At 40.6% G+C, this 22,131-nt stretch carries 19 protein-coding genes, 1 tRNA gene and 2 pseudogenes; 10 read left to right on the plus strand and 12 right to left on the minus strand.

Annotation, left to right across the window (positions count from 1 at the left end; all coding sequences use genetic code 11):
- Position 1: 1 nt before the first annotated feature.
- Positions 2-1,768 carry an AMP-dependent synthetase/ligase gene (locus A0125_RS04625; RefSeq protein ID WP_066752930.1) on the minus strand — a complete coding sequence of 589 codons (1,767 nt, stop codon included), beginning with the start codon at positions 1,766-1,768 and terminating at the stop codon, positions 2-4.
- A gap of 182 nt (positions 1,769-1,950) precedes the next feature.
- On the opposite strand from A0125_RS04625, the gene A0125_RS04630 reads away from it, so the two are divergent.
- Both A0125_RS04630 and A0125_RS04635 read left to right on the plus strand, forming a co-directional pair.
- Positions 1,951-2,466, plus strand: a complete 516-nt coding sequence (locus A0125_RS04630; RefSeq protein ID WP_066752933.1) for a hypothetical protein — start codon at positions 1,951-1,953, stop codon at positions 2,464-2,466.
- Between the two features lie 37 nt (positions 2,467-2,503).
- Entirely contained in the window at positions 2,504-3,616 is a 1,113-nt protein-coding gene (locus A0125_RS04635; RefSeq protein WP_066752936.1) for a lactonase family protein, read from the plus strand.
- A gap of 11 nt (positions 3,617-3,627) precedes the next feature.
- Here the strand turns inward: A0125_RS04635 and A0125_RS04640 are convergent, their stop codons facing one another.
- The 4 genes from A0125_RS04640 to A0125_RS04655 all read right to left on the minus strand — a co-directional run bounded on the left by A0125_RS04640 (position 3,628) and on the right by A0125_RS04655 (position 6,499).
- Positions 3,628-4,191, minus strand: a complete 564-nt coding sequence (locus A0125_RS04640) for a GNAT family N-acetyltransferase (protein WP_066752940.1) — start codon at positions 4,189-4,191, stop codon at positions 3,628-3,630.
- A gap of 95 nt (positions 4,192-4,286) precedes the next feature.
- Positions 4,287-5,621: a trigger factor gene (locus A0125_RS04645; RefSeq protein WP_066752943.1), complete on the minus strand. Its 1,335-nt coding sequence runs from the start codon at positions 5,619-5,621 to the stop codon at positions 4,287-4,289.
- An 80-nt stretch (positions 5,622-5,701) separates the two neighbouring features.
- Positions 5,702-5,783 (minus strand) — tRNA-Leu (locus tag A0125_RS04650).
- A gap of 128 nt (positions 5,784-5,911) precedes the next feature.
- Positions 5,912-6,499 carry a thymidine kinase gene (locus A0125_RS04655; protein WP_082784951.1) on the minus strand — a complete coding sequence of 196 codons (588 nt, stop codon included), beginning with the start codon at positions 6,497-6,499 and terminating at the stop codon, positions 5,912-5,914.
- Between the two features lie 211 nt (positions 6,500-6,710).
- On the opposite strand from A0125_RS04655, the gene A0125_RS04660 reads away from it, so the two are divergent.
- Positions 6,711-7,727 (plus strand): hypothetical protein, encoded by a 1,017-nt coding sequence (locus A0125_RS04660; RefSeq protein WP_066752949.1) that lies wholly within the window; start codon positions 6,711-6,713, stop codon positions 7,725-7,727.
- A gap of 27 nt (positions 7,728-7,754) precedes the next feature.
- On the opposite strand, the gene A0125_RS04665 is transcribed toward A0125_RS04660, so the two are convergent.
- Entirely contained in the window at positions 7,755-8,258 is a 504-nt protein-coding gene (locus tag A0125_RS04665; RefSeq protein ID WP_066752951.1) for a hypothetical protein, read from the minus strand.
- 121 nt (positions 8,259-8,379) lie between these two features.
- Between A0125_RS04665 and A0125_RS04670 the strand changes: the two genes are divergently transcribed.
- Positions 8,380-8,697, plus strand: coding sequence for a YbaB/EbfC family nucleoid-associated protein (locus A0125_RS04670; RefSeq protein WP_066752954.1), 318 nt, complete (start codon positions 8,380-8,382; stop codon positions 8,695-8,697).
- A gap of 54 nt (positions 8,698-8,751) precedes the next feature.
- A pseudogene (locus tag A0125_RS16580) lies at positions 8,752-9,434 on the plus strand (metal-dependent hydrolase).
- An 86-nt stretch (positions 9,435-9,520) separates the two neighbouring features.
- On the opposite strand, the pseudogene A0125_RS04680 reads toward A0125_RS16580, so the two are convergent.
- A pseudogene (locus A0125_RS04680) lies at positions 9,521-10,368 on the minus strand (N-acetylglucosamine kinase).
- A 265-nt stretch (positions 10,369-10,633) separates the two neighbouring features.
- Positions 10,634-12,361: an MFS transporter gene (locus A0125_RS04685; protein ID WP_066752957.1), complete on the minus strand. Its 1,728-nt coding sequence runs from the start codon at positions 12,359-12,361 to the stop codon at positions 10,634-10,636.
- A gap of 322 nt (positions 12,362-12,683) precedes the next feature.
- Here A0125_RS04685 and rho point away from each other — a divergent pair, with 322 nt between their 5' ends.
- A complete protein-coding gene (rho, locus tag A0125_RS04690; protein ID WP_066752959.1) occupies positions 12,684-14,180 on the plus strand; it encodes a transcription termination factor Rho in 1,497 nt (498 codons plus the stop codon).
- Positions 14,181-14,253: 73 nt separating this feature from the next.
- The gene (locus A0125_RS04695) at positions 14,254-14,943 is read left to right on the plus strand and encodes a CDP-alcohol phosphatidyltransferase family protein (protein ID WP_066752961.1); all 690 of its coding nucleotides are present in this window, start codon (positions 14,254-14,256) and stop codon (positions 14,941-14,943) included.
- On the opposite strand, the gene A0125_RS04700 is transcribed toward A0125_RS04695, so the two are convergent.
- Together A0125_RS04700 and folK are read right to left on the minus strand one after the other, a co-directional pair.
- Positions 14,940-15,296, minus strand: coding sequence for an Hpt domain-containing protein (locus tag A0125_RS04700; protein ID WP_066752964.1), 357 nt, complete (start codon positions 15,294-15,296; stop codon positions 14,940-14,942). The genes A0125_RS04695 and A0125_RS04700 overlap by 4 nt on opposite strands.
- Positions 15,289-15,780: a 2-amino-4-hydroxy-6-hydroxymethyldihydropteridine diphosphokinase gene (gene folK / locus A0125_RS04705; RefSeq protein ID WP_231863128.1), complete on the minus strand. Its 492-nt coding sequence runs from the start codon at positions 15,778-15,780 to the stop codon at positions 15,289-15,291. Before folK ends, A0125_RS04700 begins: the two co-directional genes overlap by 8 nt.
- A gap of 136 nt (positions 15,781-15,916) precedes the next feature.
- Between folK and sppA the strand changes: the two genes are divergently transcribed.
- The 3 genes from sppA to A0125_RS16335 are packed head-to-tail and all read left to right on the plus strand — an operon-like array spanning position 15,917 to position 18,348.
- On the plus strand, positions 15,917-17,686 hold the full coding sequence (gene sppA / locus A0125_RS04710) for a signal peptide peptidase SppA (RefSeq protein ID WP_066752971.1): 1,770 nt from the start codon (positions 15,917-15,919) through the stop codon (positions 17,684-17,686).
- A 3-nt stretch (positions 17,687-17,689) separates the two neighbouring features.
- Positions 17,690-18,163 (plus strand): 23S rRNA (pseudouridine(1915)-N(3))-methyltransferase RlmH, encoded by a 474-nt coding sequence (gene rlmH / locus A0125_RS04715; protein WP_066752974.1) that lies wholly within the window; start codon positions 17,690-17,692, stop codon positions 18,161-18,163.
- Between the two features lie 50 nt (positions 18,164-18,213).
- On the plus strand, positions 18,214-18,348 hold the full coding sequence (locus tag A0125_RS16335; RefSeq protein WP_262507275.1) for a hypothetical protein: 135 nt from the start codon (positions 18,214-18,216) through the stop codon (positions 18,346-18,348).
- A gap of 132 nt (positions 18,349-18,480) precedes the next feature.
- Here the strand turns inward: A0125_RS16335 and A0125_RS04720 are convergent, their stop codons facing one another.
- Both A0125_RS04720 and A0125_RS04725 read right to left on the minus strand, forming a co-directional pair.
- Positions 18,481-19,185, minus strand: a complete 705-nt coding sequence (locus A0125_RS04720) for a hypothetical protein (protein WP_197464790.1) — start codon at positions 19,183-19,185, stop codon at positions 18,481-18,483.
- 206 nt (positions 19,186-19,391) lie between these two features.
- Positions 19,392-22,007 carry a valine--tRNA ligase gene (locus A0125_RS04725; protein WP_066752977.1) on the minus strand — a complete coding sequence of 872 codons (2,616 nt, stop codon included), beginning with the start codon at positions 22,005-22,007 and terminating at the stop codon, positions 19,392-19,394.
- Positions 22,008-22,131 lie beyond the last annotated feature (124 nt).

A 22,131-nucleotide genomic window follows, 5' to 3' on the forward strand; every position in this document is an offset into this window, starting at 1 on the left:
GCTATTCTTCGCTAGCATAGATTTTTTCTATTAATTTGTCATTTTTCTCCAAGATCACTTTGCGTCTTAAACTCAGTTTTGGTGTTAGTTCGCCATTGTCTATGGTCCACTCTTCAGGGAGTAATTCGATTTTTTTAACCTTTTCCCATTTACCAAACTTCGTCATAGCACTATCTACAATTTGATCGTATTTTTCAAGAACTTCCTTTTGGCCTATCAACTCTTCTCTGGATGAGAAAGAAATATTTTTATGTTTAGCCCATTTTTCAAGGTCTTCAAAATTTGGAATTATCAATGCACTCGGAAAGCGTCTGTTTTCCCCAATGACCATTACCTGACCAATAAACGGAGATTCCATTAATTTGTTTTCCATCACTTGTGGAGCCACATATTTCCCACCAGCGGTTTTGAACATTTCCTTCTTGCGATCCGTTATACGTAAAAAGCCGTCAGAGGTCAGCTCACCAATGTCGCCTGTATGGAAAAAACCTTGCTCATCGAATACTTCGGCTGTCGCTTTCTCATTCTTATAATATCCTTTAGAAATACTTGGCCCTTTTACTAAAATCTCTCCATCTTCGGCGATTTTGACATCGAGATTGCTTAGTACCTTGCCGACAGAGCCAAATTTAACGCCAGTGTCCTTCATAGAATTGACAGAGATCACGGGCGATGTTTCTGTAAGTCCGTATCCCTCAAGTACTCGGATATTGGCCGCCCAAAATACGCGCGCCAATCGCTCTTGCAATGCTGCGCCACCAGATATAATGAATTTTACTTCTCCACCTAAAGCATCTTTCCATTTAGAAAAAATCAACTTACGAGCGATACCAAGTCGGAAATTATACCACATTGAATTTTTAGCCGGCTCTTGGTATTGATGACCCAATTCTAACGCCCAGAAAAATAATGCTTTTTTAACCCCAGTGAGGCTTTTTCCTTTAGCGACAATCTTATCATATACCTTTTCTAGCACGCGAGGGACGGTGGTGAAAAATTGTGGTTTTACTTCGTTTATATCAACCACGATATTATCTAGGCTCTCTGCGTACCATATCTGTATGCCGCGAGAAAAATAGAGATAAACTACCATACGCTCAAAAATGTGCGATAGCGGCAAAAAGCTGATGGATTTCTTGCAGTCATCAGGTACGAGATGTTGACAGCCTTTGACATTGCTAATAATATTCTTGTGAGATAGATAAACACCTTTTGGTGTACCCGTGGTTCCAGAAGTATAGATTAAGGTAAGCAAGTCTTCTTCATCGACCGCCTCGTTGTAAGGGCGAAGGTCTATTTCCTGTTGTCTACCCAGGGCGATTAGATCGTTCAGTGTAGTATTATTAGGAATGTCATCTATCGTGTAAAGATCGACAGACAAATTTTCATCTTTGATAGCTTCCTCAATCTTCACTAACAAATCATTATTGCTAACAAATAAGATCTTGACCTCAGAATCTTTAATGATGAAGGCGAGATCTTTGGGAGATAGGGTAGGATAGAACGGAACAATTGCAGCACCAATTTGATTTGATGCGAAATCAATCATATTCCATTCGGGTCTATTTCCAGACATCAAACCAATACGATCTCCTTTCTGCACGCCCTTCGCAATTAAAGCTTTGCTAATGGAATCCATGTCCTCGATAAACTCGGAAGTAGAGATTGTTTTCCAGGAATCACCTTTTTTACCACCTACCATGATCGGTTTTGCAAAATGATCACGGTAGTTGTGAATAATGTCAAAAATACGCTTAAATTCGCTCATGGCTGTGGGAAGTAAATTTTTGGTTTATAACAATTTGTGGCCTAAGTATGTTTACTAAGTTAGTGTTTTTTGCTTAAAAAAATAAAATTTAACATCAGTTAAAAGTGAAATAACGTTAAATTTGCATTCTTGTTTCAGAAACATTCGTATAATCGCAAAAACAATTAATATAGTACTTTACTATGAAATACATCACGAAATTTTATCTCTTATTAACATGCATATTTTTGTTTTCGGGCAGTACTTATGCTCAACTTAGAAGCCAACACGCTGCGGGTTTACGTTTTGGAAGCGCGACGGGTTTTAATTATCGGTACGCGTTGAATGATGTGAATGCTGTAGAAGGAATTTTGAGTGTACAAAGTAACTCCACATCGAGCCGATTTCGATTGGTCGGATTGTACCAGTATCACCAGCCTATTAACGAGGATTTTAGCTGGTACTGGGGATATGGTGGTAGTATTGGCTCATATACCACAAAAGCATTTCAATCACAACAACCAGATGGTACTGTGAATTTTCACGCACGCAACTCAGAATTGGCCTTGAGTGTAGATGGTATTGCTGGTGTAGAATACAATATTCCAACGACGCCCATAGCGGTTTCTTTAGATATTAAGCCTTATTTCGACTTTTTGCAATCATCTAGTTTTCGAATTATTGATACCTTCGGATTTTCGGTGCGGTATCAATTCTAATAAGTTACCTTCCTAATTGATTCTAATATCGTATAGCATGAAGCAAATTACATTTCTATGTATGCTCTTATTCCCGCTGATTTTCAACCCATCGCTTAGCGAAGCCCAATCATATGATATGTTTGTCGGTACGTACACTAGTGGAACAGGTAGCAAAGGCATTTATCGGTATAATTTCGACATTTCTTCAGGGGAAGCAAGGCCAATTTCGGTCATTGAAACACCGAATCCATCATTTCTGGCAAAATATGACAATCGCCTTTTAGCCGTTAACGAAGGTGAAGGTGAGCAAGCTACGCTGTCGCTTTTCGATATCTCGACAGGCAATGTCAAACTAATTGACAAGTCCACAACCTTGGGAGATCACCCTTGCCATGTGGCTTTTGATGCAGCAGGCAATATTGCATTAGTATCCAATTACTCTGGAGGTTCACTGGCCTTATTTAGCTTGACAGATAACCGCTCGAAATTAATTCTCCACGATCTTTTGGAGTACGAAGGTGGTGGTCCTAATGCAGATCGGCAGCAGCAAGCACATATTCATTCCACCTTTTTTAACGAAGGATTGGCATACGTTTCGGATTTGGGTAGCGACCAAATCCATATCTATAGTTTGAGTCATGATGGTACAGATCTCCGAAATGGTGCCTTGACGTTGAATGAACAAGCCAGCATCTATACTATTAAAGGCGGTGGAGCTCGGCATTTGGCTTTTAGCGCTGATGGCTTGACTTTGTATAGCTTGCAAGAATTAACCGGGCAGATCGCGGTATTCCGTAAGGAAAACGACGAATGGCTCTTGAAACAGATTGTTTCCTTGTATGGTGATGGTTTTGAAGGAAGACAAGGTGGGGCAGACGTGAAGATTTCGCCAGATGGTGGAAGTCTGTACGCGACCAATCGCGGGGATGCCAACCTTATCTTACACTACGCCGTACTGCCAAATGGTTTGCTAGAATGGCAAAATAAATATAGTGTACAAGGAGCCGGACCACGCAATTTTGCGATCACGCCAGATGGCGGATATGTATTAGTTGCTAATCAAGATACCAATCGTATTGTCGTCTTTAAACGTGATGCATTCACGGGAGATTTGGAAGATACAGGGAAGCATATTGAAGTACCAGCACCAGTGTGTGTCATTTTTTAACGATGCGCTATTTAAGGTTTGATTTGTAAATGATCTAACCGTTTTCCGAATAGTTGTTTTTCGGCAACTTTTGAAAAGCCTGTACGTATGTAGAGGCTTTTCGCTTTAGGGTTTTCTTGATCTACTAGCAGACCGATTGTAGCATGCTGCCTGTGTACGTACTCATCAATAATATGGACGAGTAATTGTTTTCCAATACCCAAACCTTGTGCTTGTGATGCTACCGCAATCGTATCAAGATAGATTTCTCCAGATTCCGTTTCGTCATGTACGACAGGGTAGTGCTGAAATCGTGTTGCAATGTAGTTCAGTACAGGCTTTCTCAACATTACTAAATTCGCACCATCATACAACGAAGCATGTCCCAAGATGGCTCCATTAAGTTCGGCAACCCAGATGTGTTGATAGGAATATTGATTGTCTTGTTGAGCTATACAATGCGTAAGAAATGCGATCGCTTGAGCGCTGTCCTGACGTCCAATCAATTCATAAACGATATCTTCCATCGCTAGCATTAGGAGGGGAGCTAGGCGTGTGGCATCATCAGGTGTAGCTTTTCTAATCTGTGTGAGCATAGATGATCTTATTTATCTGAAATTTCTTTTCAACAAAAAATGCCGACATTTCATCAATGTCGGCATTTTATGACTGCTAGATAAAAGTTATCTGCTTATTTATCTAATTTTTCGAATTTATCGTAGTCAATTTTTTTCGACTTCAGTTTGATTATACCTTTTAGGTGATCAAAAACCTTTAATGCTTTAGCTTCTTCAAACAAGCGGTTGGCTTGTTCTCTGTCTTGCAACAACTGCATCGCAAATTGGTTCAATTGCTCATCTGTAGGCTCTTCGTTGATGTTGTACATCTTGATTTGCGAATAGATACGCTCTTTTGCCAAGTTGACCACTTCGTCGTATTTTACTTCTAAGTTATTAGCTGTTACAATGCGATTCTCGATTAGAGTCCATTTCAGGTTTTTCAAGAAATCAGCAAATCCTTCTTCCAACTCTTCATCAGAAATTTCTGGGTTGGTAGCTTTCAGCCAACGTTTCAAGAATGGTTCTGGGAAAGTAGCTTCTACTTTATCCATTCCGAAGGTATAAATATCGTTGCGCAACTTTTGGTCAGAATTCTGCTTGAACAAGTTTTCAACTTCTTCTTTCACTTTCGCTAAGAATTGCTCTTCTGTGGTTACTTCGCCAGCAGGGAAAAGCTTATTGAAAAATTCTTCGTTCAATTCTGCTTCTTCCAGACGATTGATATTCTTTACCGTCAATTCGAATTCTGTTACATCCAAAGCAGTTGCTTCGTCTTCTGTAACACCTAGCAAGCGCGCAATATCGGCCACTTTAAATGCTTTTTTGATATCGAATTTAACGGCATCGTCTTTTTTCAATCCGATGAAAGATTTTTTGATTGCTGCGTTTTCTACCAAATCAGTACGTACCGAAGTTGTTTTTTCGATGCCATCTTCTTTGTTTTGCTTTAATGTAGCATACAATACATCACCTTCTTCAGATACTTCAGGATTGATCATCTTACCGTAGCTTCTGCGTAAGTTTTTCACGCGCTCTTCCAACGTAGCTTTGTCCGCTTCGATATCATAAGCGACAAATTCAGTCTCTGCCGAGAAAGGTACATCGAAAGCTGGTGCTAGGCCGATTTCATATTGGAACGAAAAAGCATCGTTGAAATCCCAGTTGTATTGGGTAGATTCTTCCTCATCTTTTGGAAGAGGTTGTCCTAATACTTCCAGCTTTTGCTCGGAGATATAGTTAGAAATTTGATCACTTACCAAACGATTGACTTCGTCAAACAAAATTGATTTACCGTACGTACGTTTGATGTGACTTGTAGGAACCATTCCAGGACGGAATCCTGGTAGCTTTGCTTTTTTAGCCTGATCTTTAATGGCCTTATCTACTTGAGGGTTATAATCCTCAGGCGCCAACTCAACTGTAATACTGGCGTTGATGTCGTCTATTTTCTGGTGTGAAATATTCATACTCTTTTTTGTTGCGTAGTTTTTAAAATCGCATTAATAAAAAAATCCTCCCGATGTCTATTGGTCGGGAGGATTTTGAGTGCGGAAGAAGGGACTCGAACCCCCACGCCTTGCGGCGCCAGATCCTAAGTCTGGTGCGGCTACCAATTACGCCACTTCCGCAGTTAGGATTTTTTTATTGTGCCACAAAGATAGGATGCGGATTGATATTTGTCAAGTGTTTTCGTGTATTTTTTTGATAAAAGTGGCAATATCATTTGTAAATACGTAGTAATGATGTGCTTAAATTTTTACCCTAGCTGTCCGGAAAAATAACAGGAGCGACATCTTGGTTCATAACTCTCTTTTTCGCCCAACATTACGCGTTCTTCGCGGTCGTTGAGTCGGTACGAATATGCTGCAGGCGCCCCACATCGTACGCATACGGCATGTACTTTGGTGACGTGCTCAGCAATCGCCATCAAAGCCGGTATTGGTCCAAAAGGCTGCGCTTTGAAATCCATATCCAAGCCAGCAACGACCACGCGAATGCCTCTGTTTGCCAGTTGCACACACACATGAGGCAATTCTTCATCAAAAAACTGTGCTTCGTCAATCCCGACGACCTTCGTCTCAGCACTGAGTAGCAATATGGCAGAAGAATGCGCAACTGGTGTAGATGGTATGCTATTGCTATTATGCGACACGATAAACTGCTCGTCGTAGCGTACATCAACCTCCGGTTTGAAGATTTCTACGGGCAACTTAGCGAATTTTGCTCGTCGTAATCTACGAATCAATTCTTCCGTCTTGCCCGAAAACATAGAGCCCGTAATTACTTCAATACTTCCGATAGGAGAAGTACGTTGTTGCGTGAAATTATGTTCAGAGAAAAGCATCATGTATCGAGCCTGTTTTATTTATTGTATGTGCTGTTTGTGTATGCAAACCAGTGTGCTAATATCGAAATTAAATGTTATTTTTGACGAACAGGAACGGGCTGGGATGGACAAGCATGTCAGTCTCAGTTTTTTAATTTTTGCCTAAACTTTTTGGCAGTTGTGCCTGTTACCAAATAGGTATATATTTATCACATAAAATATTTCGTATATGTCGTATTCAGAGAACGATATGCTAGTAAAGGCGGGTGATTTACTCGTTGAGATCAACGAAGAATATGCTGCAGTACAGGAGCAAGAAGGACAGCTTGCTGCAGTACAATTAGGGATGTTAGCAGCTAAGTCCAAGTTTTTGGCAGCACATTTTGAGCTTTTAGGTCAATTCACTGCTAAGCAACCCGATTTAGGATCAGATGCCGTACAAATGCAGGCTGAGGGTACGGGTGAGATTATCTTTACACCAGCTACAGCCACAGAAAATTCTTCGGAGACGGCCCCACAAAATACGCAGGAGCATGAAGAAACGGAAGTGAGTAATACGCAAGAATTTCGTACTGATGCAGCATCAGATCCAGAACCGGTGAAAGACGAACCAGTAGAAGAAGATGTTGAAGAGCCAGAGACGGAATATGATCAGCAGGAAATAGAAGAACCAGAGGCAGATGAACAACAGCAGGAACCGACGAGCTCAGATAGAGAAACGATAAATACGCCATCTGTAGAGCGCCAGACCGAATCAGAATCATCAGTTAGTAATTGGCGAGCAAGCGCTGATGAAGAGCGTGCAACAGAATCGGTCAGAGAAGAGAATGCAGTTGTTAATTCGGTAGTAGAAGAAAGCCGAACTATAGAACTCAATCAGCCGCAGGATAGTCAGGAAACAACAACTAATACTAGCCGTCCGCTTACCTTGAATGAGATGATTCAGCAGCAAAGACGTGCTGGCTTAACTAATGCAAACCAGTTCAAAACGCCAGCTACCAAAACAGAGCAAATCATCGATCTTAAGTCTGCAGTGAGTTTGAATGATAAGCTATTGTTTATCAAAGATTTATTTAATGGGTACAGTCTGGCATACACCGAAGCTATTGAACTGCTAAATCGCTTTGATAATATGGCGGAAGCAGACGCATTCTTACAAGCTAATTATTCCTTGAAAAATAATTGGGCTTCTAAGCCGCAAACAGTAGAGAAGCTGTATCAAATCTTACAAAAGAAGTTTGCGTAAGCACTACGCGTAATCATATAATTAGTATTAGCGGAGGTCAAATTGAACCCAGTCTTGGCCCTGATGACCATAGATGAAGTACTTCGATTGTACGATCTCCGCAAATACTTCTACTTGTTTCAAAAAGCCGTTAGCAGAGGTATCCTCCAATACTTCATGCTGTATGACGTAAATTTCGTTATTGACGGCAGCGGGCGATTGTGCGAGAGCGTCGTCTTGCAGTACCACAGGAAGATCGGAATACAATTGCTCGTCGCGCTGCACCACGATTATTTTTTCGGCATGGCGAATGTCTGTGATGGATTGCCAAATGCCACCGCCGATTTCCAATGCTTCCTGAGTTAGTGCACTAAAATCTTGAGAGAGTTCACGAATATTACTTACCAATGTGACACGAGGCCGCGATTCGATCGAAATGAATTTAAGCTTGTGATATACAATATCGATTTCTTCTTCCAATCTTTCGAACGATGGTGTGTCCGTAACTTTTAATGTTTGTAGTAATTTTTGGTATTCGCGCTCTTTCTCCATAGTGGCTTGTATTCCGAATTTTGCCAAAGGTACAGAAGCGATTTTAAAAAGTGAGAAAACAACTACTCATTGGTGTGATTTTTGATATTTTTGAGACAGCATTATTAATAGAAAGAGAGCTATGTTTGACAAACTATTTCAAGCGCAACAAAAGGCCCAAGAGATCAAAGCCCGGTTAGATAATATATCGGTGTATGGTGAGGCAGAAGGTGGTAAGATCAAGGTGATGGCGACAGCCAATAAAGAATTAAAAGAAATAGCCATTGATCCTATCTATATGGAAAATGTGGATCGCGAACAGTTAGAAGAGTTATTAGTTGTAGCGATTAACAAAGCATTGGTTCAAGCAGAGCAAATTAGTCAGGGAGAAATGCAGGCCGCTACGCAAGATGTTTTGGGCAACCTTGGCGGATTAGGAGATCTATTTGGAAAAGGATAATGTTTTTAAGCCATTTAATAACAGCGTAAAGACCAAAAGAAATAAACAAGAGAGATGAAAGTAACCTATTATGGACAATCCTGTGTAGAATTTGACTTCAACGGTACAAAGGTATTATTAGATCCTTTTATATCACATAATCCATTAGCAAAAGAAATCGATATTGATCGTATCAAGCCAGATTACATTTTTTTAAGTCATGCGCACGGCGATCATGTGGCTGATATGGCACATATTCAAAAACAAAGTAATGCAACGGTAGCCGCCATTGTAGAGACGGCTGCTTGGGTCAAGTCTCAAGGTGTGCCAGATGATAAAGTGATCGATTTTAATTTTGGAGGTACACTGCATTTGCCATTCGGAAAAGTGAAAATGGTGTATGCCTTACATACCAACAGTGCGCCAGATGGAAAGTACGCTGGCGTGGCTGCGGGCTTCGTTTTTTTGTGGGCGACAAAAAGATTTATTTCGCTGGTGATACTGCTTTGACAATGGAAATGAAGTTGTTAGCTGATTTGGAGTTAGACTGGGCATTTCTGCCAATAGGTGGGCACTATACGATGGATGTAGACGATGCACTGCGAGCAGCTAATTTCATTCAATGCAAGAACGTAATCGGTATACATTACAATACATTCTCGCCCATCTCGATTGATCCAGAGAAGGCCGCATCAACATTCAGTGCGGATGGTAAGAAGCTTTATCTGCCATTGATTGGTGGTGACATATTATTGTAGTCAAGAACAACAGCGTAAGCGTATAGACAATAAAAGGGCGACATTGTGTTATGTCGCCCTTTTTGTATTGAAATCACTTGTGTATATTATCCTTGTTTGATATGGTATTCTACCAAATCATCGATAGGAGAGCGGAGGATCTTTCCGACAGTCATACCGTACTGTTTCGCTTTGTCGGCTAGTACATTTCTAAAATTATAACCAACCGAACCTATACAGTTAAAGGAGTACGATTGGTAATCGGGATATTTGCTGACAAGATTAGCAAAGAAGGCTTCGAAAGCATCATCCACAATAGATCTTGTGTATTGTATGTTTACATTATTGTCGTAAACGAACTTGCTAAAACTAGCACAGAAGCGGTTGGCTAATGGTTTAGTATACACATTGTCCATGATCTCATCGGGCGCATTTTGTACGTATTGAAAAATACTTCCGCAACATCTTTCGGCATCAAGCCCCGAATGAAATCCGTTAATAGTTTTTTTCCAATGTAGCTTCCGCTTCCTTCGTCGCCCAAGATATAGGCGGCTGAGTCGATATTGTGTGTGATCTTCGAACCATCGTAGATGCAGCTATTTGTACCTGTGCCTAAAATTGCGGCAAATCCGGCTTGGTCACCGAGCAGAGCACGAGCGGCAGCTAATAAATCATGACCGACTTCGACCTGAGATTGTGGAAATACCACTTGGATGGCTTCTTTTACAATGTTTGCTTTCTCTTCATTGTGCACACCAGCGCCATAGTAATAAACCTCATTGATCTCGTGAAAAGGAATATCATTAGGTAAACCTTTTTTTAAAGATGCAACAATGTAAGCACTGTCCACAAAGTAAGGGTTATATCCTTCTGTGTTGAAGTAAATTTTCTTTTTGGAGTCGTCTAACAAACACCAGTTCGTTTTGGTAGATCCGCCATCAGCAATAACAATCATTATATCGAAATTTTGATTTTTTATATTTGTGTTAGTAACCGTATACGCAATAAATTCACCATAGTAGATTTGTGCCTACATGAATGTTTTGCAAAATACATTATAAATCCCTAATTCAATAACGCTCCGGACAAATAAATGCCGACATCTCAATGCACAATGGATGGTGTTACAACAAAAACAGCCCTTAGGTTGATCTAAGGGCTGTTTTTGTTGTGGAAAAGAAAATCGTTACTTAGTGTATAAGTTACAATTTGGCTACGGCTTAATGGCTCGCTTCTACTTCAATTTTCTCCATATCAATACCCTGCTTTTTCAAGAAGCCTTTTACCATAATTGCAAAAATTATGATATATAGGAATCCAAAAACTGGAACAATGTACGAGTTGTGAATACCGATAATATCAGCCAACTTTCCTTGTATCGGAGGTAATATACCACCGCCTAAGATCATCATTACTAAGAATGCAGAACCTTGTTCAGTGTATTTTCCTAACCCAACAATTGAGAGACTGAATATAGAACCCCACATGATCGAACAAGCTAATCCACCGGCTAAGAAAGCGTAAATAGCGACTGTGCCAGCCGTAAGTAATCCAATAACCATTGCGATCAATCCGAATGATCCAAAAATGACTAGCGTACGAATAGGGCGATCTTTACTAAAGAAAAATGCAGCGATTTGAATGAATACGCAGATAACGTAGTAGTACAATACCGACATATCAAAGCCAGCTAAACTATTGACTCCGATAATCAACATAAAAGCGATAAGCGGTACGATAACGATCAACACCTTTTTTGTGTTTGTCATGAGGTTGAATGCACTTAAAGCTCCAGCCCAACGCCCGATCATCATACTACCCCAATACATCGAAATATAGGGTGTGATTTCCGAAGACTGTAAATTGCCGAATTCATCCAAAGTGAGCAATTCTCCTAAGTTACTACCTATTGCTACTTCAATACCAACGTAAAGAAACAGTGCCAGCATACCTAAAACCAATTGCGGATACTGCATGGCTCCCCAACCTTCTGGTTTTTTCTTAGCACGATTATAGGCAAACAATAATCCACCGACAATTACTACCAAGGCAGCAGATAACCACGCCATGCGTTTCAATTCTAATGGATGTCTCAGCGCTTCGATTTGTGCGTAAATTGATGTTTGCGTCGCTGCATCCATCGCCGCTTTTAATTGTTCCTGCAATGCTTCGATTTGCAAAGCGGGTTCGCTTTTGTAACTCAAAAATACCGGAGCAAAGGCGCAGAACAATAAAACTGTCATCACGATCAACGTTGTTCTAGCTTTATTGGCGGGCTCCATAGGCTCCAAGTTATATCCAGCTGGTACTTTCTTTGAAAAGTAAAATAAGGCAGCCGCCAGCAAGAATAATAAGCCGACGCCACTGTATAATATAACCACTTTGCTTAAAGGCAAATTAGCAATATCAGCATCAGATACCGTCTCAAATGTGCCAAACAGCGCAAATCCGATAACCAAAGGTCCAATTGTTGTTCCTAGTGAGTTGACCCCGCCACCTAGGTTAACGCGCGAAGCTCCTGTCTTCGGATCGCCTAAGGTTACGGCAAATGAATTCGCAGCGGTCTGTTGTAATGAGAATCCCAATGCTACAATAAATAGACCGATAAGCATGGCCGTGTACACATTGATCTCGACTGCGCCAATCATGGCAGCAGCACCTACCGCAGAAAATAATAGGCCGTATACAATACTGCGTTTGTAGCCCCATTTACCAACCAGATCTTTACCGGTAAGCGTACCAAAAATAAAAAGTAATAATGCCCCCGTGTAATAAGCGGAGTAATAAGCAAAGTCAATAAGTTGTGATTGAAACTGATCTAAACTGAAGTAATTCTTACAAAAGGGTATAAAAATGCTGTTACCAGCAGCAATAAATCCCCAGAAAAAAAACACTGTTATCAAAGTATACAGCGCAGGGTAGTTCGTTTGTATAGGTTTGTTGTTCATAATATTTTTTTGACGGTGATAAACATACGCATTAATTTGAGTTAATGCCAGATATTATTAAGAACATTCGATTTAGCAGTGCCAATAGGGTGCTTTTAGGGAGGTTGAACTAGTGGATGTTACAAAAAACATTTTTTTAATTTTGAAATAACGTTTCGATTGATTTTCTTTGTAGCAGTTCTAAGTTTATCCTTACTGGAAAAAGAAGCCTCAAACAGTTTCGTCCTTTCCAACGTTCTAGCAAAGAAAGAGTTTAAAAGTGTTATTGACGAAAGGGGATAAAATTCGATAATATAATCCTGTATTTTGTACATATAAATTAATGGAGATCAAAGAATTGAATACTAAGCTCGTGTCTGAATTGCGCGAGATAGCTAAAGTATTGGGGATCCCTGATACAGAAAAACTAAGAAAACAAGAGTTGATTGATCGTATTTCCGAAATTGCTGCAGATTCTAAAGATACTGCTCCGGCGCAAGATGAGGAATTGGAAGCTGCTGCTATAGAAACAGATACTACGCCGCGCCAGCGTAAGCGTACACGTACTGCCGGAGGAGTAGAACCCGTTTCTGTTGGGCGTCGTTCAGCAGATGATACAGTAGTAGTAGAGAGAGAGAGGCCTGCAGCATCCGAAAGACCTGCAGAATCCACCGCGGCTCCTGTAGAGCAACCTGCTGCTAAAGCTTCAACAACATCTACTGATTTCGATAATGTTATTGTGAACGAAGGTGTATTAGAGATCATGCCAGATGGTTATGGTTTTTTACGTTCTTCTGATTACAATTATCTAACATCTCCAGACGATATATACGTTTCGCAGTCGCAGATCAAGCTTTTTGGTTTAAAGACTGGTGATAATATTCGAGGCTCGATCCGCCCGCCAAAGGAAGGGGAAAAATATTTTCCACTGGTTCGTGTTGAGTCTATTAACGGGCAAAATCCGGCAGAAATCCGTGACCGAGTTCCTTTTGATTATCTAACCCCATTGTTTCCAGATGAAAAATTAAATCTAGATCTCGGAGTAGGAAACTATTCAACTCGGATTATGGATCTTTTCACCCCAATTGGTAAAGGGCAACGTGGATTGATCGTAGCACAACCCAAAACAGGTAAAACTAACTTGTTAAAAGAGGTTGCTAATGCGATCGCTAAAAATCATCCAGAAGTTTATTTGATTATTTTGTTGATCGATGAGCGTCCGGAAGAGGTGACAGACATGGCTAGAAGCGTACGTGCAGAGGTAATCTCTTCTACGTTCGACGAGCCTGCAGATCGCCATGTGAAGATTGCTAATATCGTATTAGAGAAAGCAAAACGCATGGTAGAGTGCGGTCACGATGTTGTGATTCTACTTGATTCTATTACACGTTTAGCACGTGCTTATAATACGGTTGCACCAGCTTCTGGTAAAATTTTATCTGGTGGTGTAGATGCCAACGCATTACACAAACCCAAAAGATTTTTTGGTGCAGCACGTAATATCGAAGATGGTGGCTCACTGACTATCCTTGCAACAGCATTGACTGATACAGGATCTAAAATGGATGAAGTCATCTTCGAAGAATTTAAAGGTACTGGTAATATGGAGTTGCAGCTTGATCGCAAGCTTTCTAACAAACGGATTTTCCCAGCTATCGACCTAACTGCTTCAAGCACACGTCGCGATGATCTATTGGTAGATCGAGAGCAATTGCAAAGACTGTGGGTATTGCGTAATCATTTGGCAGATATGAACCCGCAAGAATCAATGGAATTCCTATTAAGTCAGATGCGTGGTACGAAGTCCAACGAAGAGTTTTTGATTAGCATGAATAGCTAATTCCACTCGAAATTCATAATTTTAGGCCACCTTCCCTATAGAAGGTGGCTTTTTATTTTTTTTAAGCTCCAGCATGAAACGTTTTATTCCCAATACAATTACCATCTTCAACTTATTGTCCGGATGTGTAGGCATATCCTTTGCTTTTAACGGACGCTTTGAGTGGGTACTATATTGTTTATTAGCGTGCGGTATATTCGATTTCTTGGATGGTACAGCGGCGCGGCTTTTGCATGTTCGTTCTGACATTGGTAAAGAGTTAGATTCATTGGCCGATGTTATTAGTTTTGGATTCCTGCCAGGCACGATTCTCTTCATGATGTTGCAAGGTACTACCTCATCTATATATTTGCCTTATGCTGGATATATCGTAACGGCATTTTCGGCGCTGCGCTTAGCGAAGTTTAATGTAGATACCAGACAATCTACGGATTTTATAGGCGTCAATACGCCGATGAATAGCTTCGTTATTATTTCGCTCCCTTTCATTGCGCAGCGGTTTCCCGAAATTTTTGATCAAAGCTACTTTTTGTTAGCGATTATAGTGCTCAGTTCATATCTTTTAGTATCAGAGATCAAATTGTTTTCGATGAAGGTCAGCAACTTGACGTGGGCAAGCAATCGGTACAAATACTTGTTTTTACTATCTTGTATCGTACTGATTATTTTACTCCAATACCTAGCGTTACCGTTTATACTACTGTCATATATCTTATTTTCTACGCTACACTTCTCGTCGGCAGCGCGTCAGGCAAAAGATTAACTTAGTGTGCTGTAGAAATGGTCTAATTCTCGCATCATCACTTCAAAGTTGCGTTCTAAATGCTCAAATAGTGAAAGAATAATGCTTACATCTGTACCATTACGAGCGGCAGATTCCACCTCCTGAAACTGCACATGCAATTCTCGTGCTCCAATATACGACATGGTGGGTTTCATGTGATGCGCTTTCGAACCTATCTCTGGCACATCGCGCCGATGAACAGCAGCACTAAGATTGTCAAAGTCGGAACGACAATGTGTTAGGTACATGCCTATGAAAGTCTGGATCATTTGTTCGTCGCCAAACATGTTGGACTTGATCAGATCCGGTTGAATAAAAGTATAGCTATTCATATAATTGATGCACGGAAGATTGGTCAAGGCAATCTTGGAGCAATTCATCATTCGTTTGCTTCAAGACGGGATTAATATAATTCGGAGCGATTTCTACCAAAGGAATTAGCGTAAACCTACGTTCGCGAATATAAGGATGTGGGATAGTAAGATCAGGTTTGTCGACAATATCATTATTAAAATACAAGATGTCAATATCAATTACCCGCGCTCCCCATTTTATATCCCTCACGCGACCAAGCTTATTCTCAATCTGTTGGCAGGTCTGCAACAGAGCGCAGGCAGACAATTCTGTGTCTACGCTAAGAACCTGGTTGATAAAAGAAGGTTGATCAACTATTCCCCAAGCTGCCGACTCATACAAACTTGAAATTTGCACTACCTCGCCGATCAACTTGGTGATGTCTGCTACAGCGGCTTGCAATTGCTGAATTGGCTTGCCCAAATTAGCTCCCAATAGGATATATGCTCTATTTAGTTTCACTGATACAAGATAGTAAAAGTACATCAGATAAGAGGATAAGTGTTATACATAAACTGATCGGGCAACCTATGCGACGAAATTCCTTTTATTATTAGCGCTTTTCTACTAGATTTACAAGACAATCACCTCAGCACGTATGAAGCAATTTTTCAAATATGTACTCGCCACTGTAGTAGGCGTTTTTATTTCATCCATTTTAGTAGGCCTTCTATTTATAGGTCTTGTTACAGTGGTGGTTTCCTCGCTTGGTTCTAGCAGTGAGCCAACGGTATCAGCCAATTCGGTATTGCATATCACTTTGGATCATCAGATTACCGAAAAGACTGTGCCTTCTCCTTTTGATGACATCAGTATTCCAGGAACTCCAAATACACGATCGTTAGGTCTTAATGATATCGTAGCGCGGATAAAAACAGCAAAGACTGATAATAATATAAAGGGAATCTATCTCAATGTTAGCACTGTGAATGCCGGTTTTGCGACGGTTCGTGCGATTCGCAACGCATTGATTGACTTCAAGGAATCTGGCAAATTTATCATTTCGTACAGCGATGTAATGACTCAAAAAGCCTATTACTTATCTTCCGTAGCCAACGAAGTGTATATTAGTCCAGTGGGTTCTGTAGATTTTCGCGGGTTGTCCAGTTCGGTCATGTTCATGAAAGATGCGTTGGACAAGTTAGGCGTTGAGATGCAGGTAGTGAAAGTAGGAACATATAAAAGCGCGGTAGAGCCTTTTATCCTCAATGAAATGAGTGCGGCCAACCGTTTGCAGGTCAATGCATATCTCAATAGTTTGTACGATGGATTTGTGAGCGATATCGCAACAGCAAGATCATTGGATGAACAGGCGGTGCGCCGTGTGGCGAATGAATATTTGATTCAATTTCCCGAAGATGCCGTAAAACAAAAATTCGTAGATAGCCTGATCTACCGCGACGAATTGCTAGTGAAGCTCAAAAATAAAGTAGGCATTGATCAGAAGAAAGATCTTTCATCCATTTCTTTACTAGACTATCGTAAATCATCTAGCGTAAGTGGAACTTCTGGTGCTGGACGCATTGCCGTACTGTATGCCTTTGGTGATATTGTAGATGGAAACACTTCTGGTGATGAGCAGATTGGAGGCGAATCGCTTTCGCGCGAATTGCGCCAGCTGCGCGAAGATGACAAAGTAAAAGCAATCGTTCTACGGGTAAATTCTCCTGGAGGATCCGCTTTAGCCTCTGATTTGATCTGGCGCGAAGTAAGCTTAGCGAAAAAGGCCAAGCCGGTGATCGTATCGATGGGAGATTATGCTGCATCTGGAGGATACTACATTTCCGCTGCTGCAGATTCTATTTTTGCAGATGCAGGCACGCTCACTGGTTCTATCGGTGTTTTTGGTTTGATTCCAAACCTGCAAAATTTGTTTAATAACAAGTTAGGACTTCATTTCGACGTCGTCAAAACTGGTCCCTACGCAGATGTAAGTATCGATCGGCCGCTCACTGCCGAAGAAAGATCCATCGTACAAGGCGGAGTTAACCGAATTTACCAGCAATTTATGCAACGTGTAGCAGATGGCCGTGGATTGACAGTTGCGCAAGTAGATAGCATTGGACAAGGACGCGTATGGACAGGGAGCCAAGCGATAGAACTAGGTTTGGTGGACCGTCTCGGAACTTTGGATGATGCAGTAAGAAGCGCGGCAAAAATGGCGAAATTGGATTCATACAAAATCTCTGAATATCCGCGTACCAAGGACCCATTCGAATCGCTATTCAAAACTTCGAAAGAGAAAGTAAAGATGTGGTTCTTAAAAGACGAACTGGGCGATCATGTGAAGTACCTGAACGATATGAAGCGTGTAATGCAAAATACCGGTATTCAAGCGCGCCTACCATACGAAATAGAAATTTATTAAGACATGAAAGTAACGCTGGTATGCGTAGGGAAAACGGACGAGAAATATATTGAGGAAGGTATCGCAAAATATACCAAGCGGTTGATTCATTACGTTAAGTTTAATATCACCGTGATTCCTGATATTAAAAACAGCAAAAACCTAAGTCAGGAGCAGCAAAAGGAAAAAGAGGGCGAATTGATACTGAAACAAGTAGATAATTCGGATACGCTGATGTTGCTTGATGAAAAAGGGCAGCAATACCGTTCAGTAGATTTTTCAAAACTTCTGGACAAAAACATGGTTAGTAATGTACAGCACATGGTTGTCGTGATTGGCGGGCCATACGGATTTAGTGATCGGGTGTATCAGCGTGCCAACGGATTGTTGTCTTTATCAAAGATGACTTTTTCCCATCAGATGATCCGCTTATTTTTTGTGGAGCAACTGTACCGCGCATTTTCGATTATGCGAGGTGAGCCGTATCATCACGAATAAATTTTATGGAAATTGATTGTTTATTTCATCATATAATAAAGGAGGAAAACATGGATTTGGATAAATATAAAAGAGACTATAAGTATCGAAGCCAAGAAGGAGCGCATGGTGGTGGTGTGAATAAATGGATCATCATTATTGGCGGTGCGCTGGTGGCGCTTTTGGCGTATTTTACGTCAAGGTAAATGCCTTGACTTGATGTAAAAAGCTCGCCGAGTTAATCGGCGAGGCTTTTTTGTTTGTGAAAATTGATGTTGTAATGGATAAATTTTAGCAAGTAAGCCGCCATTTTGCCGAGCCGATGTTGGCACCAGTGTTTATTTTATTGAAATAACTTGTGTATTTATTACTCTTAACATCATTACAATTGCAAGTTTTACCCCATCTTTCTCACTAACTATGTCCTTCAAGTAGATCTTATTATTATCGTAAGTTTCAGGGAAACTAATAGTAGCGTAATTGAATTCTTTCTTGTTTTTTTCTTTATATCTATATTTTACACTATTACGGCCATTAAATTTTTCTAAAAATTTGTCAATAGTTTGGTCTTTTTTATTCCAGTTTATTAAAGCCTTATTTATCCAAATTTCTTCCCAACTATCAAAAAATGGAAAATGCGCTAATATATTTCTTATAAACTTGAATAATTTCCATGAAATTTCAGATTCCATTGGAGGTCTGAATTTCGCAATTTGTTCTAAAACATCTTGCATAGGTTTGTAATTTAAAATTTCTCCGTAAACTGAAAATAATTGACTAATTCTGCCTAACCTATACATCGGAGATTGTTCCCAAAAAGATGGATTATAGATTTCAGATTGCAAATCATAAAACTTATTATAGGATAAGTTGAGAAATAATTCTTCACTACTGCTTGGAGGTTGAACAAATTGACACTTAAGATTTTCTGAAGAACTCTTTATAGTTGATAGTAAAATCTCATCTTTTATGATAGAGTTATGGAAAATATAATCTAGAATATCGAAGGCTATTAAGTCTTTGTTTTTCAGTCTAAATATCACTTCTTCAAATAAATGATTGTCTAATTTTTTTAGATTTTTTTTATCAGAACAATCAAATTTTCAACTTCTTTTTCCATTCGTATTGTGATTTTGCTGCTAAAAGCCCAGCGGCTTTGCGCAGTTCCTAACTCTTCAAAAAACCTTTATCAAGAGCATAAAAAAACCTCCTCGATCAATTCGGGGAGATTTTTTATGTGTTGCGATAATTAGCCCAAACTTGCCAAGCTATCTTCCAGAATTTGCAACTTGGCAATCGCATCCGATTTTTTGTTTTGCTCGTTCTGCACTACATCAGGTTTTGCATTTGCCATAAAACGTTCGTTGCCTAATTTCTTATCTACAGATACCAAGAATCCTTGTAAATACGCAATCTCTTTGGTAATGCGCTCGCGTTCGGCATCCACATCAATATTATTTTCCAACGCGACATAGCACTCATCTTTACCAGCCAAGAAACTTACCGCACCACTGATTTTTTCTTTTACGAAAGTCAGTTCCGAGATGTTGGCCAGTTTGATCATGCTTTCGCTGTAGCGCTCGAAGTTGATATGCGTAGCATTAATTGCTAAAGGCAAACCAATTTTAGGAGAGATTCCTTTCGAATTGCGAATGTTACGCACTTCCGAAATAATCTGTTGTACCGTACCAAATTCCTTGATAAGTGTTTCATCGATCGCACCTACCTCTGGATACGATGCCACGATAATACAATCTTCGGCAGTGCGCTCGCCAAAGAGCTCATCATGCCAAAGTTCTTCGGTAAGGAAAGGCATAAAAGGATGCGCTAACTTCAACACACGCTCGAACAACGTTTTTACCGTATCTAATGTTTCGCGCTCGATTGGTGCTTGATAAGCTGGCTTGACCAATTCTAAGTACCAAGCACAGAAATCATCCCAAATCAATTTATAAGTTGCCATCAAGGCGTCGGATAAGCGATAGTGCGCGAAGTGATCTTCGATTTCTACCAAAGCCTGATTGAAACGGTTCTCAAACCAATTTGCGGCTAATTTTTGCGCATCAGTTGCCGGGCTATCGGTGGTTTCCCAACCTTTTACCAAGCGGAAAGCATTCCATACTTTATTGGCAAAATTCCGTCCTTGTTCACAGTACGATACGTCAAACATTAAGTCATTGCCGGCAGGCGAAGACAGTAACATACCTACGCGCACGCCGTCGGTACCATATTGTTCCATCAACTCGATTGGGTCTGGCGAATTGCCCAAGGATTTGGACATTTTGCGGCCTTGTTTATCACGTACAATTCCAGTCAGATAAACATTGCGGAAAGGAGGCTTTTGCGTGTAATCGTGGCCCGCGATAATCATACGCGCTACCCAGAAGAATAAAATCTCGGGAGCGGTAACTAAATCGTTGGTCGGGTAATAATATTGGAACTCCGCATTATCCGGATTGCGAACGCCATCAAAGACAGACATTGGCCACAAAGCCGATGAGAACCACGTATCTAGAACATCGTCTTCCTGACGCAAGCCTTCTGTTGATTTTCCTTCTTTTGCGAAGGCTTCTTTGGCGCCTTCCTCGGTTTTGGAGATCACCCATTCGTTGCGGTCGTTGTACCAAGCCGGAATCCGTTGTCCCCACCAAAGCTGGCGTGAGATACACCAATCTTTCACATTCTCCATCCAATGTTTGTAGGATGCAAAAAACTTGTCTGGAATCAAGTTGATCGTTCCATCTTGCACATAATCCAAAGCTGGTTTAGATAGTTTTTCCATTTTCAACCACCATTGCATCGATAACTTGGGCTCGATCGCTGCGTCCGTACGCTCGGAAAAACCAACTTGCGACACATAATCTTCTACTTTTTCTAGTTGGCCAATCTCATCGAGTTGCTTAGCCACTTTCTTACGAGCGATAAAGCGATCTTCACCAACGAAAATTTCTGCTTTTTCGTTCAACGTACCATCATCATTTAAGATATCGATCACCGGCAGGTTGTGTTTTTGTCCCAATTCATAATCGTTGAGATCATGTGCTGGCGTCACTTTTAAGCAGCCCGTTCCAAAATCCATCTCGACATATTCGTCTAAAATGACGGGGATCTCGCGGTTAATGATCGGTACGAGTACTGTTTTTCCTTTTAGATGTGTGTAGCGCTCATCGTTCGGGTTGATACAGATCGCCGAATCCGCCATAATGGTTTCTGGACGAGTGGTCGCAATGACGATATGATCTGCGCTATCTTTAATCTGATAGCGGATATAATACAATTTTTGGTTGACTTCTTTGCGGATTACTTCCTCGTCAGATAAAGCGGTTTTTCCTTTTGGATCCCAATTGACCATGCGTACGCCACGGTAGATATAGCCTTCTTCGTGCCATTTGATAAAGGTATCGAGTACGGCATCCGAAAGATCAGGATCCATCGTAAATTTGGTGCGTTCCCAATCACAGGATGCGCCCAATTTCTCCAATTGACTCAAGATAATGCCGCCATATTTCTCCTTCCATTCCCAAGCATAGTTCAAAAAGTCCTCACGAGAAATGTCTTTTTTGTCGATGCCTTTCTCTTTCAACATCGCGACAACTTTTGCTTCCGTAGCGATAGAAGCATGATCCGTTCCCGGTACCCAACAAGCATTTTTGCCTTGCATACGCGCCTTACGAATCAATACATCCTGAATGGTATTGTTCAACATGTGTCCCATATGAAGCACGCCTGTCACGTTTGGTGGTGGCATCACAATCGTATACGGCTCTCTACCATCGGGCACTGAACGGAAAAATCCATTCTCCTTCCAATAGGAATACCATTTGTTTTCGGCTTCTTTAGGACTGTATGTTTTCGCTATACTCATCTTTGATTATGCATAAAAAATAAAGCAACAAAAATACGGATTAATCTTGATTTATGCGCTGTGCAAGGTAAGAGTAGGTTACATATTTTAGCGTAAAATTCTATATTTGTACCACGAAAAAAGA

Origin of the sequence: Sphingobacterium populi (assembly GCF_001586775.1) — a bacterium.
GTDB classification, from domain to species: domain Bacteria; phylum Bacteroidota; class Bacteroidia; order Sphingobacteriales; family Sphingobacteriaceae; genus Sphingobacterium; species Sphingobacterium populi.

What these genes read in the sequence shown, in the direction of transcription:
- A0125_RS04625 (WP_066752930.1), bottom strand. Translation starts at nt 1,768, where the DNA reads ATGAGCGAATTTAAGCGTATTTTTGACATTATTCACAACTACCGTGAT.
- A0125_RS04630 (WP_066752933.1), top strand. Translation starts at nt 1,951, where the DNA reads ATGAAATACATCACGAAATTTTATCTCTTATTAACATGCATATTTTTG.
- A0125_RS04635 (WP_066752936.1), top strand. Translation starts at nt 2,504, where the DNA reads ATGAAGCAAATTACATTTCTATGTATGCTCTTATTCCCGCTGATTTTC.
- A0125_RS04640 (WP_066752940.1), bottom strand. Translation starts at nt 4,191, where the DNA reads ATGCTCACACAGATTAGAAAAGCTACACCTGATGATGCCACACGCCTA.
- A0125_RS04645 (WP_066752943.1), bottom strand. Translation starts at nt 5,621, where the DNA reads ATGAATATTTCACACCAGAAAATAGACGACATCAACGCCAGTATTACA.
- A0125_RS04655 (WP_082784951.1), bottom strand. Translation starts at nt 6,499, where the DNA reads ATGCTTTTCTCTGAACATAATTTCACGCAACAACGTACTTCTCCTATC.
- A0125_RS04660 (WP_066752949.1), top strand. Translation starts at nt 6,711, where the DNA reads ATGTCGTATTCAGAGAACGATATGCTAGTAAAGGCGGGTGATTTACTC.
- A0125_RS04665 (WP_066752951.1), bottom strand. Translation starts at nt 8,258, where the DNA reads ATGGAGAAAGAGCGCGAATACCAAAAATTACTACAAACATTAAAAGTT.
- A0125_RS04670 (WP_066752954.1), top strand. Translation starts at nt 8,380, where the DNA reads ATGTTTGACAAACTATTTCAAGCGCAACAAAAGGCCCAAGAGATCAAA.
- A0125_RS04685 (WP_066752957.1), bottom strand. Translation starts at nt 12,361, where the DNA reads ATGAACAACAAACCTATACAAACGAACTACCCTGCGCTGTATACTTTG.
- rho (WP_066752959.1), top strand. Translation starts at nt 12,684, where the DNA reads ATGGAGATCAAAGAATTGAATACTAAGCTCGTGTCTGAATTGCGCGAG.
- A0125_RS04695 (WP_066752961.1), top strand. Translation starts at nt 14,254, where the DNA reads ATGAAACGTTTTATTCCCAATACAATTACCATCTTCAACTTATTGTCC.
- A0125_RS04700 (WP_066752964.1), bottom strand. Translation starts at nt 15,296, where the DNA reads ATGAATAGCTATACTTTTATTCAACCGGATCTGATCAAGTCCAACATG.
- sppA (WP_066752971.1), top strand. Translation starts at nt 15,917, where the DNA reads ATGAAGCAATTTTTCAAATATGTACTCGCCACTGTAGTAGGCGTTTTT.
- rlmH (WP_066752974.1), top strand. Translation starts at nt 17,690, where the DNA reads ATGAAAGTAACGCTGGTATGCGTAGGGAAAACGGACGAGAAATATATT.
- A0125_RS16335 (WP_262507275.1), top strand. Translation starts at nt 18,214, where the DNA reads ATGGATTTGGATAAATATAAAAGAGACTATAAGTATCGAAGCCAAGAA.
- A0125_RS04725 (WP_066752977.1), bottom strand. Translation starts at nt 22,007, where the DNA reads ATGAGTATAGCGAAAACATACAGTCCTAAAGAAGCCGAAAACAAATGG.